Origin of the sequence: Sphingorhabdus sp., from assembly GCF_044354325.1 — a bacterium.
In the GTDB taxonomy this organism is placed as follows: domain Bacteria; phylum Pseudomonadota; class Alphaproteobacteria; order Sphingomonadales; family Sphingomonadaceae; genus Sphingorhabdus_B.
Genome location: NZ_JBILAF010000072.1, coordinates 1 through 10,890, shown reverse-complemented (window position 1 = coordinate 10,890; position 10,890 = coordinate 1). Strand labels below are relative to the sequence as shown.

The window sequence follows — 10,890 nt, the reverse complement described above, 5'->3', positions numbered from 1 at the left end:
TTGAAGTCACGCCACGACAAGTCCTGACATATGAACTGGCAAGGCCGGGGCGGTTGTTCCGGGTTTCATTTGACCTGACGAAGCCGGTTTCTGGAGCCGGTGAGTGACAGAAGCAGACGCTGCCAATGAGCTGATGCGGTTGGCGAAACAGATTGCCTATCACAACAAGCGCTATCACGCCGAAGACACGCCTGAAATCTCGGACGCGGAATATGATGCGTTGGTGCGGCGCAATAATGAATTGGAGGCCGCTTTCCCGCATCTCGTGCGCGCCGATAGCCCCAATAACTTGGTTGGCGCGGCTGTAGACGGTTCAGGCCTGAAGAAAATCACGCATGCCAAGCGCATGATGAGCGTCGACAATGCGTTTGAGGCGCAGGATGTCCATGATTTCGTGGCGCGTGTCCGGCGCTTTCTAAACCTCGGCCCCGATGCGGATGTCGCGTTGACGGCGGAGGACAAGATTGACGGCCTTTCGCTCTCCTTGCGATACGAAAAGGGCCAGCTGGTACAGGCCGCTACACGCGGCGATGGCAGCGTGGGTGAGGATGTGACCGCCAACGTCGCCTATATCTCGGACATCCCGCAGCAATTGCACGGTGATGTGCCCGAGATTTTCGAGATACGCGGCGAAGTCTATATGGCCAAGTCTGACTTTGCGGCGATAAACGAAGCGCAAAAGGCGAAGGACGGGAAGATATTCGCCAACCCGCGCAATGCGGCGGCGGGGTCATTGCGGCAGAAAGATGCCAAGGTTACCGCGTCGCGGCCGTTGCGGTTCTTTGCGCACGGATGGGGCGAGGTCAGTGGCCTGCCAGCCGATACCCAAAGCGGCGTCATGGCCGCCATTGCGGCCTGGGGTGTCCCAGTGTCGCCATTACTCGTCCGCGTGCCGCATAGCGATGATGCGTTGGCCCATTACGCGGGGATCGAACGTCAGCGTGCGGACTTGCCCTATGACATTGACGGCGTCGTCTACAAGGTTGACCGGCTTGAGTGGCAGGAACGGCTTGGCTTTGTCGCAAAATCCCCGCGTTGGGCGATTGCGCATAAATTTCCCGCTGAACAGGCCGAAACAACGCTTGAGCTTATCGATATTCAAGTGGGCCGGACGGGCAAGTTGACGCCGGTAGGTCGCCTGACCCCAGTAACGGTGGGCGGCGTCGTTGTCTCCAACGTAACCCTGCACAACCGCGATGAAATTGCCCGATTGGCTGTGCGCCCCGGGGATCGGATTGTTGTGCAAAGGGCAGGGGACGTCATTCCCCAGATCGTCGAAAACCTGACCCGCGACACAGAACGCGCGCCTTATGCGTTTCCATCGCAATGCCCCGAATGCGGCTCGGAAGCCGTTGCCGAGGAAGGCGAAGTCGATGTGCGTTGCACGGGCGGACTGATTTGTCCGGCCCAGCGTGTGCAGCGGCTAATCCACTTTGTCAGCCGTGGTGCGCTGGATATTGAGGGGCTTGGCGAAAAAACCATTCAAGAGTTTTTCGATTTGGGATGGCTTGAAAGTCCGGCAGATATTTTCAGGTTGAAGGCCCGCCGTGCAGATATTTTAGCGCGCGATGGATGGCAGGATAAGTCTGTGGATAACCTGTTGGCAGCGATTGAGGCGAAGCGCGCGCCCGATGGTGCTAAATTGCTCTTTGGGCTTGGAATTCGCCATATCGGCGCAGTCACTGCGCGCGATTTGTTTAAGGCGTTTGGGACGGTACAAGAGGTCGGGAACGTCGGGCTGCGTTTGGCGCAGGGTGATGAGGCGGCCGTCGCGGACATCACCACTATTGACGGCGTTGGCGGCGCAGTTGCCGAGGCACTTGGCGATTTCTTCCACGAACCGCACAATAGGTCGGTGTGGAATGATCTTTTGAACGAAATCACGCCGCCTGCTTATGTGTCAAATGTCCGCGAAAGTGCGTGGACGGGAAAAAATATTGTGTTCACCGGAAAGCTTGAAACCATGAGCCGGGATGAGGCGAAGGCGCAAGCGGAAGCACTTGGCGCAAAATCTGCGGGATCAGTGAGTGCAAAGACCGACTTGGTCGTGGCGGGTCCTGGGGCGGGATCGAAGCTGAAACAGGCCACGGCGCTTGGCATTTCAGTCATTGATGAGGCCGAATGGGCACGCATCGTGGCGGAGGCTTAGCGGGCGCCTGCAACGTCTTGTGAACTGATGAGATCGCTACCAACGCGGTTGATGCAAAACGGTTTCAAGTGTAACTAATTGCCATGGATAGCTCGTGCCATGTTTATGACGCGCCACCTGCCGGCGCAAATGCCGATTGGACCGTGCCCCAGAATTGGGACGCCTTTGGCGCTGATGATCATGCGATGTGGGACCGGCTTTTTGCGCGCCAAACCGCGATGCTACCGGGCCGTGCGGCGGACGCGTTTCTGCGCGGGATCGACGTTCTAAAGCTCACACGCCCCGGTATTCCCGATTATCGCGAATTGAACGCGCGTTTGATGGCGGCCACCGGTTGGCAAATCGTTGCCGTGCCGGGCTTGGTTCCCGACGACGTGTTTTTTGACCATCTCGCCAATCGCCGTTTTCCCGCAGGCAATTTTATCCGGACGCCGGAGCAGCTGGATTATCTGCAAGAGCCCGACATTTTCCATGATGTTTTCGGCCATGTGCCCATGTTGGCCGACCCGGTATTTGCCGATTATATGGCGGCTTATGGCAAAGGCGGATTGCGCTCGCTTGGCTTTGGCGCGCTTGACCATCTTGCGCGGCTATATTGGTATACAGTGGAGTTCGGCCTTATTCAGCAGGCCGATGGCTTGCGGATTTATGGCGCGGGAATTGTTTCAAGCTATGCAGAGAGCATTTTCGCGCTGGAGGACCCAAGTCCTAACCGGATCGCATTCGACCTGCTGCGCGTGATGCGCAGCCATTACCGCATTGATGATTTTCAGCAGAACTACTTCGTGGTCTCCAGCATGGAACAGTTGCTTCAGGTGACCGTCGAGACTGATTTCGCGCCATTGTACGATCGGCTTGAATCCTTGCCCGACATATTGGTTGGCGAAACCATTGCCGAAGATGCGCTTATCACCAAGGGCACTCAGGAATATGTGAAGGACGCCAGCCGTTACCAGGTTCCAAAGTCACCCGGCGGCTGACTGGTGCGGCCTGACGCGCGCAGCGGGCGTTGCCAGCCATAATTGCGGCGCTTGACGAGCCACATGCATGGCCAATCACCCATATCCTTGCGTTTTTGCACGCGAAAGCCGTGCAGGCGATATGCCCGCGTGACCGCTTCTGCCTGCGTATTCAGCAAGCCTGCCAATATCAGCGAACCACCTTCACGCAATATCGCTGATAGCGACGGCGCAAGCTCGATTAACGGGCCCGCCAAAATATTGGCGATGACCAAGTCATAAGGCGCGCGGGCGGTGATAAGGTCGTGCGCTGTCCCCGCGGCCACACACAGCGCCAACTGACCCTGCGCAATGCCGCAAGGGACATTGTTGACCACGGCATTGGCCGCAGTGACATCAATGCTGACCGGGTCGATATCCGATGCCGTCAAATACGCCTTTGGCCACAAAACATGCGCGGCAAACGCCAGCAGGCCAGTCCCGGTCCCGATGTCGGCAATAAGGTCAAACCGTTTGCCTGCACGTTTCATTCGGTCGAGCATATAGAGACAGCCGCTGGTCGTTTCATGTCCGCCCGTGCCAAAGGCGCGGCTAGCCTCGATTTGGAACGGGGTTGCGCCGCCGGGCACTGTGCCCTTGTTGGCCATTGTGTGGACATAGAAGCGCCCGGCATGCACCGGCTGAAGCCCTTGTTGGCTCATGACGACCCAGTCGGCATCGGGAAGTTTTTCAACCACCGCCTTTGCTTTGGCGGCGCTGGGCAAGCGGATTTGGATGGCGGCGATCACCTGAGCATTTGGCTTTTCGTTAAAATAAGCTTCAAGCCGCCATTTCTCGTCATTGAAGGCTTCGACCTCGTCCGCAACGATTGTCGGCATGGGTTCCAATGCCGCAAGCCACTCATCGTCATGGTGCAGTTCTTCCGCTTCGTTGCGGGTGCAGGGCAGGGTCACCTTCCAGTTCATTGTGTGGCTTCTTTGGCTAAGCGGGCGTCGAGCCGCTCCATCGCTGCTTTCGCATAATTGGCACAACCAGCAGGGTCGGCCAGAGGTTCCTTGCCCGAAACGCGGTCAAAGAAACGCGATTGCGCGGGGTGCGGGGCGATCAGGACGTCGCATGGCTTTAGCTCAGAAACGCGCTTCATGGTCGCCCTTAATACCGCCACATAGGCTGGGTGGTCGGTAAATCGGTACGCATCAGCAGACACAGCGCCAAGGCTGTCGGCGAAAACAAACTGGTGACAGGTCGCGCCCTCGCATGATTTCCACGTCCAACTCGTTCCGCCCGGGGCGTGGCCGGGCGTGGCGATGGCAGTCATTTTTATCGGGCCAAGGGTGATGGTTTCGCCGTCGCTGACGATTTGGTCGACCTTTATGCCCGCGAAGGGCGGCAATATTGCCAACTGCGGGTCCGTAGGGTCGGAAATACCGGACTCCAGACTTTTGCGTGCTTCGGCCCGAGCCAACATGCGGGCACCGGTAATGCCCTTTAGCGCGGCAAGTCCGCCAACATGATCCAAATGTTCATGACTGCTGACCAAATATTTCACATCTGTCGGTTGGAAACCAAGGTCGCGGATATTGTCGGCAATGAATGGGGCCGCTTCGGCGGTCGCACCGTCGATGAGTATATGCCCCTTGGGTGACGTGACGAGCAACGACACGATGCCACATGTGCCGACCATATACACATTTGCGAATATATGCGCGGGCGGGGCAGGGTCGCCCCAGCCGTCACGGCCTTCGCACTGTGACGCGAGTGTGGCTCCGCTGCTCATGGTTTTGACAGGCGCGACAGGCGCACAGGCCGTCAAGGCTAATGCCAGTATGGGGCCAAGCTTAGCGTACATAGCTCGCGCCATTTATGTCCAACACGGCACCCGTCATCGAAGGCGGCGCATCGAGCGCACAGAATTTTACCATAGCGGCGACCTCTTCGGGATCAGCGACCTTGCCGAGCGGAATATCGGCGAGCAGCTTGTCGCCGCCGCGGCTTGCGAGATAATCGTCCGCCATGCCGGTCATGGTAAAGCCGGGGCATATGGCAAAGGCATAGATTTTTTGGGCAGCGTACGCGCGCGCAATTGTCTTGGTCATGGCGACCATGCCGGCCTTTGATGCCGCATAATGCCAATGGGCCGGGCTATCCCCGCGATGCGCAGCGCGGCTGGCGATGTTGACGATCCTGCCACTTGCGTTCGATTCTTGCCAATGCAGGACAGCGCGCCGACACAAGTCCGCACTGGCCGTCAGGTTGATCTGCATGGTCCGGTTCCAATTGGCGAGCCATTCCTCGTCCGACGCCGAAATCGGGTTTTGTTCAAATACCCCTGCATTGTTGATCAACACATCCACACGACCGTCAAGGCGATCAAGCGCATGGTTCCAAAGCCGTTGTGGCGTGGCAGGATCGTTAAGATCGCCATCTGTGCTGGACAGCGCCAACACGGAAGTTGTTGCGGGGTCAAAGCTTGCCGCAGCGGCAGCGCCGATGCCGCGTGATGCGCCGGTGATGAGGATATGGGTTTTCATCCGCGCTGCTTTTCACAGCACCGACAAAATTTCAACCGAAGTTATCGGATGAGGTTTCCAACAAAGCGCGTGGCATTGGCTTGAAGCGATGAGATTTTCTCATTTACTTCGCTAAACCCGCCCTCAAGCTGCATGATTTCCGATACCACATTTTCCGTATCGCTGCGGATGGCGGAGATGGTGTTCGACATTAAATCGGCCGCCAAAGCGGTTTCATCAACGGACGCGGTAATCATCGTCACCGTCTGTGCTTGGTCCTCCATCGCCCGCCGGATGCGTTCGGCCGACATGCGTACTTCGTCAACGGTTTCGCGGATGGATGCGTTTGATTCAACCGACGCCTTGGTCGCACTTTGAATAGATGAAATCTTCTGCGCAATTTCGTCTGTTGCCTGCGCTGTTTGATTTGCGAGGCTTTTGACTTCCTGCGCAACCACAGCGAAACCACGGCCCGCATCGCCTGCGCGTGCGGCTTCGATTGTGGCGTTCAAGGCCAGCAAGTTGGTTTGTCCCGCGATGTCGCGGATAAGACCCAGTATCGACTCGATGGATTGGGATTGTTCGGACAGCGTATCGGTCGCCACTGCACCTTTTGTTGCCACGGCGGCGGCGCGGTTTGCGACGTCGGCGGCGGTCTCCACTTCTGTCCGCGCATCTTCAATCGCGCGGATGAGGCCTGCGGCAGTTTGGGCGGCTTCGCGCATGGCGACTGCAGATTGTTCAGACGCTGCCGCAACTTCAGACGCCTTGGATAGCATGCCGTTGGCCATTTGCGAGCTGCTCGCGGCTTGTTGGCGCAATACGGCTGTGCGGTCGGCAACCTCATGCGCAGCAATGCCGATGTCGGATTCAAACTGCGCCGATTGTTCCTGGCGGCGTGTCGCGTTCTGATTGGCGTGATATGCCGTGTGGCACATTGCCATGATGGACAGTTCCAGACCCGTCGCGGTCAGAACGGCAGCTGCAAGGTCCTGATAATCTTCCTGTTCGACGCCATATACTTCACCAAGCAACTTTAGCGTGAAGGCGTTCGACCGTATCGACGCTGCATTAACAGTTTTGGGCGGGATGCCCCGCTGGTAAGAATCCATAATTTGGCGGGTTAGAAACTTTGACCATTCCGCGCCTTCGATATCGCTAAGGCGTTTACCAATAAAGGCGGCTGTTTTGATCCGGGCTTTTTCGGGATCCTGCATTTCCGGAAACTTGCCCATGCCGATCCAATAATCCCAATAATAGCTGCTAATATCGTATAGTCGGTCTTTCAAAAGCTCACCGACTTTGCGGCAGCGGGGCGCAAAGTTTTTGTCTTCGACAAACACATCAATAATCGCCTGGACGTCCGATTGTTCAATGTCCCGTTTCTCTGCCATACTTGCGTTCCTGTGCCATGGTCTTCCGCAATGCGGACCGATTTCGCATGTTTAAGCGGTAAATGGTTAATAGGCGGTTATTGCCCGAACGCCTCCGGTGCCTTGCGCAGATTTTGTGCAGAGTTGTGATTGAACAAATCCATCATCCCAATGCGCGATTCTGACGGCGGAGGCCTTGCGCCACGCCATTAAACGATTAAAGAGCGACGCTTAATATAGGCTGCGCTTAAATGAAGGACGCTGAAATCATGGCGAAAAACCCGAACCGCCCGTTATCACCGCATTTGCAGGTGTATCGTTGGTCACCGCAGATGGCGATTTCGATTTTCCACCGCGCAACAGGATTCATTCTCGCGACGGTTGGTATGATCACCTTGCTGTGGTGGTTGTCCGCAATTGGCGGCGGCGCGGAAAGCTATGCGACCTTTCAAAAATATGTTGTCTCCGCAGGTGAAAGCGCAACCGGTTTTGAATCGGCGGTTAACTGGTTCTTCCGGCTTTTGGGCCTGGCTGTAACCTTCAGCTTTTTCCAGCATCTCGCATCTGGCATTCGCCACCTCGTTTTGGATATTGGCGCTGGTTACGAATTGAAGACGAACCGGACCTGGGCTTCGGCTGCATTCATTGCAGCCTTTTTTGCAACTGCATTCGTTGTCCTGTTTGTGGCATCGCGCTTTCTGGGAGTTTGATGATGGACAGTAGAACATATATCGGGCGCGTGCGCGGGCTGGGTTCAGCAAAGCATGGCGGCGAACATTGGTTGAAACAGCGCCTGACCGCGATTGGCAATATCTTGCTAACCACGTGGCTCGTTGTCTCGCTGCTTCTTATGCCGAATTTTGATCAAGCAACTTTGGCGCAATGGCTGGCTCAGCCAACGGTTGCGGTCCCGATGATATTGATGATCGTCAACATTTTTTCGCATGCGCGCCTTGGTCTTCAGGTTTTGATTGAAGACTATGTGCATGACGAAGGATTGAAGTTTGGCGCAATGGCGCTTCTCAACTTCTATGTCGTCGCGAGCGCCGTGTTCGGCATATTCGTCGTAGCAAAATTAGCATTTACCGGAGCATCCGCCTGATGTCAGACGCTTACAAGATTATCGACCATACCTATGACACGGTTGTTGTTGGAGCCGGCGGCTCTGGCTTGCGCGCCACGATGGGCAGCGCTGAAGCTGGTTTGAAAACAGCCTGTATCACCAAGGTTTTCCCTACCCGTTCGCATACTGTTGCGGCACAGGGCGGCATTGCGGCGTCGCTTGGCAATAACTCGCCGGACCATTGGACCTGGCACATGTACGACACCGTCAAGGGTTCGGATTGGTTGGGTGACCAAGACGCGATCGAATATATGGTGCGTGAAGCGCCAGCTGCTGTGTATGAGCTTGAGCATGCCGGCGTTCCGTTTAGCCGCAATGCCGACGGCACAATCTATCAGCGCCCCTTTGGCGGCCACATGCAGAATATGGGCGAAGGCCCACCCGTTCAGCGTACGGCTGCAGCGGCCGACCGCACCGGTCACGCCATGTTACACAGCCTGTATCAACAGAGCCTGAAATATGATGCGGATTTCTTCATCGAATATTTCGCGCTCGATCTGATTATGGAAAATGGCGAATGCCGCGGCGTTATCGCCATGTGCATGGAAGATGGCACCATCCACCGTTTCAAGAGCCACGCCGTCGTGCTGGCAACCGGCGGATATGGCCGTGCCTATTTCTCCGCAACGTCGGCGCATACCTGCACCGGTGACGGTGGCGGCATGGTGCTGCGCGCTGGGCTTCCGCTTCAGGATATGGAATTCGTGCAATTCCACCCCACCGGCATTTACGGCGCTGGCGTGCTGATTACCGAAGGTGCACGCGGCGAGGGCGGATATCTGACTAACAGCGAAGGTGAGCGCTTCATGGAGCGTTATGCACCGTCGGCTAAGGACTTGGCATCACGCGACGTTGTCAGCCGTTCGATGGCACTTGAAATGCGCGAAGGCCGCGGTGTCGGCCCGCATAAGGACCATATCTACCTTCATCTTGACCATATCGATCCCAAGGTTTTGGCGCAGCGTCTGCCCGGCATCACCGAAAGCGGAAAGATTTTCGCTGGCGTCGATCTGACACGCCAACCACTGCCTGTGACACCAACGGTGCACTACAATATGGGTGGAATTCCGTGCAATTATCATGGTCAGGTGGTCACTAAGGTTGGTGATGATCCTGAAGTCATCGTACCGGGCCTTTATGCGGTCGGCGAAGCAGCATGCGTTTCGGTGCATGGTGCGAACCGGCTTGGATCAAACTCGTTGATCGACTTGGTCGTATTCGGACGCGCAACGGGCTTGCATCTGAAATCGTCATTGACGCCCGGTGCACCGCACAAGGCGCTGCCAAAGGATGCCGCCGATTTGGCGCTGACGCGCGTCGACAAGTTCCGTGCGGCAAAGGGCGGTTCGCCGACTGCAGAAATTCGTCTGCAAATGCAGCGGACAATGCAAAAGCACGCCGCGGTTTTCCGCGACACAGCATTGCTGGCCGAAGGCGTCACCGAGATGCAAAAGGTCAATCAGCGTTTGGCCGACGTGCACGTCACCGACCGCAGCATGATCTGGAACACCGACCTCATCGAAACGCTGGAGCTCGACAATTTGATGGCGCAGGCCGTCTGCACCATCGAAAGCGCCAACAACCGCAAGGAAAGCCGCGGCGCGCATGCGCATGAGGATTATCCAGAGCGCGACGATGCAAACTGGATGAAGCACACCGCTTCATGGTTTGAAGGTTGGGGCGGATCCGGCGGCGCGGTGAAAATCGACTACCGCCCAGTGCATGACTATACGCTGACCGACGAGGCAGAGTATATCAAGCCAAAGCCACGCGTTTATTGATGTCTGTTTATGATCATGTCGAAATAGAATTGCAGGCTGCCAAGGCGGCCGAAGCAATGGGCGACATGGCAACTGCATTTCGGCATCTTGAACGCGCTCACATACTAGGTCAGAATTCGACACGTTTTCATGTCTTAGCCCATTTCCGCATGTTGGGCTGGGCGTGGAAACAGCGCGACTTACGTGAGATTTTTGGTCAGCTTTTCCGTATTGTTGGTGCAGCCACGAAAACTTTTATCGGGCTTGTTCCGCAAGGGAATAGCGGTGGCACGAATGTGAGCCCATTTAGATCAATGGCTGTGCCCGACGATCTCCAGGCTATCATGAAACAGTCGCAACGCTAATTCAGGAACGTGGTTGCTGCAATCTCTACGCTTCGCTTGCGCTTTTCATGGTCAAACACCGAACAAGCGACGATGATTTCGTCGGCTTGTGTGCGGGCGATGAACGCCTTTAGCTTGTCCCTAATGGTATCGGCGCCGCCGATTGCGCTGGCCGATAATATGTCGTTCAACGCTGACGTAAATTGCGGGGGCAGCGACGCCACATAGCCTTCGACCGGCGGCGGCATTTGGCGCGGGTTGCCGGTGCGTAAGGCGACGAAGCTTTGCATCAATGAGCTGGCCAAAAACTCCGCTTCTGCATCGGTTTCGCCCGCGATGATGTTGAATGCGGCCATCGCATAGGGTTTGTCCAACACGGCGCTTGGCCGAAAATGGCTGCGGTAGATGTGCAGGGCCTCGTCGAGCATTTGCGGTGCAAAGTGGCTGGCGAACGCGAAGGGCAGGCCAAGTGCAGCGGCGACTTGCGCGCCGTATAGGCTGCTGCCCAATATGTAGAGTTGCACATTTGCGCCCGCGCCGGGTGTTGCGACGATGCCGGTTTGGCCATCATCGGCGAAATAGCTTTGCAATTCCATAACGTCGCGCGGAAAAGCATTCGGGTCGCTATCGAGCGTCCGCCGGATTGCGGCGGCAACACGTTGGTCGCTACCG

Annotated in this window: 11 protein-coding genes; 6 read left to right on the top strand and 5 right to left on the bottom strand. The window is 56.6% G+C overall.

The window, feature by feature from the left end:
* Window positions 1–133: 133 nt before the first annotated feature.
* Entirely contained in the window at window positions 134–2,149 is a 2,016-nt protein-coding gene (ligA, locus tag ACIQ0G_RS07655) for an NAD-dependent DNA ligase LigA (RefSeq protein ID WP_397577392.1), read from the top strand.
* A gap of 83 nt (window positions 2,150–2,232) precedes the next feature.
* Window positions 2,233–3,129 (top strand): phenylalanine 4-monooxygenase, encoded by an 897-nt coding sequence (phhA, locus tag ACIQ0G_RS07650; protein ID WP_397577391.1) that lies wholly within the window; start codon window positions 2,233–2,235, stop codon window positions 3,127–3,129.
* On the opposite strand, the gene ACIQ0G_RS07645 is transcribed toward phhA, so the two are convergent.
* The 4 genes from ACIQ0G_RS07645 to ACIQ0G_RS07630 are packed head-to-tail and all read right to left on the bottom strand — an operon-like array spanning window position 3,099 to window position 7,012.
* Window positions 3,099–4,073 carry a 50S ribosomal protein L11 methyltransferase gene (locus tag ACIQ0G_RS07645; protein ID WP_397577390.1) on the bottom strand — a complete coding sequence of 325 codons (975 nt, stop codon included), beginning with the start codon at window positions 4,071–4,073 and terminating at the stop codon, window positions 3,099–3,101. The two genes, phhA and ACIQ0G_RS07645, sit on opposite strands and share 31 nt — an antisense overlap.
* Window positions 4,070–4,957 (bottom strand): subclass B3 metallo-beta-lactamase, encoded by an 888-nt coding sequence (gene bla / locus ACIQ0G_RS07640; protein WP_397577389.1) that lies wholly within the window; start codon window positions 4,955–4,957, stop codon window positions 4,070–4,072. The genes ACIQ0G_RS07645 and bla overlap by 4 nt, the downstream gene beginning before the upstream one ends.
* On the bottom strand, window positions 4,947–5,639 hold the full coding sequence (locus tag ACIQ0G_RS07635) for an SDR family NAD(P)-dependent oxidoreductase (RefSeq protein WP_397577388.1): 693 nt from the start codon (window positions 5,637–5,639) through the stop codon (window positions 4,947–4,949). Before ACIQ0G_RS07635 ends, bla begins: the two co-directional genes overlap by 11 nt.
* Window positions 5,640–5,680: 41 nt before the next feature.
* Complete coding sequence (locus tag ACIQ0G_RS07630) at window positions 5,681–7,012, bottom strand: methyl-accepting chemotaxis protein (protein ID WP_397577387.1); 1,332 nt, start codon at window positions 7,010–7,012, stop codon at window positions 5,681–5,683.
* 230 nt (window positions 7,013–7,242) lie between these two features.
* Between ACIQ0G_RS07630 and sdhC the strand changes: the two genes are divergently transcribed.
* Genes sdhC through ACIQ0G_RS07610 form a run of 4 tightly spaced genes read left to right on the top strand, consistent with a single transcriptional unit; the run spans window position 7,243 to window position 10,239 of the window.
* On the top strand, window positions 7,243–7,701 hold the full coding sequence (gene sdhC / locus ACIQ0G_RS07625; protein WP_397577386.1) for a succinate dehydrogenase, cytochrome b556 subunit: 459 nt from the start codon (window positions 7,243–7,245) through the stop codon (window positions 7,699–7,701).
* A gap of 2 nt (window positions 7,702–7,703) precedes the next feature.
* Window positions 7,704–8,093, top strand: coding sequence for a succinate dehydrogenase, hydrophobic membrane anchor protein (gene sdhD / locus ACIQ0G_RS07620; protein WP_306063248.1), 390 nt, complete (start codon window positions 7,704–7,706; stop codon window positions 8,091–8,093).
* On the top strand, window positions 8,093–9,895 hold the full coding sequence (gene sdhA, locus ACIQ0G_RS07615; protein ID WP_397577385.1) for a succinate dehydrogenase flavoprotein subunit: 1,803 nt from the start codon (window positions 8,093–8,095) through the stop codon (window positions 9,893–9,895). Before sdhD ends, sdhA begins: the two co-directional genes overlap by 1 nt.
* Window positions 9,895–10,239: a DUF3703 domain-containing protein gene (locus ACIQ0G_RS07610; RefSeq protein WP_397577384.1), complete on the top strand. Its 345-nt coding sequence runs from the start codon at window positions 9,895–9,897 to the stop codon at window positions 10,237–10,239. The genes sdhA and ACIQ0G_RS07610 overlap by 1 nt, the downstream gene beginning before the upstream one ends.
* On the opposite strand, the gene ACIQ0G_RS07605 is transcribed toward ACIQ0G_RS07610, so the two are convergent.
* Window positions 10,236–10,890: MsnO8 family LLM class oxidoreductase (locus tag ACIQ0G_RS07605; RefSeq protein ID WP_397577383.1), on the bottom strand; the 655-nt coding region annotated here is incomplete at its 5' end. The genes ACIQ0G_RS07610 and ACIQ0G_RS07605 overlap by 4 nt on opposite strands.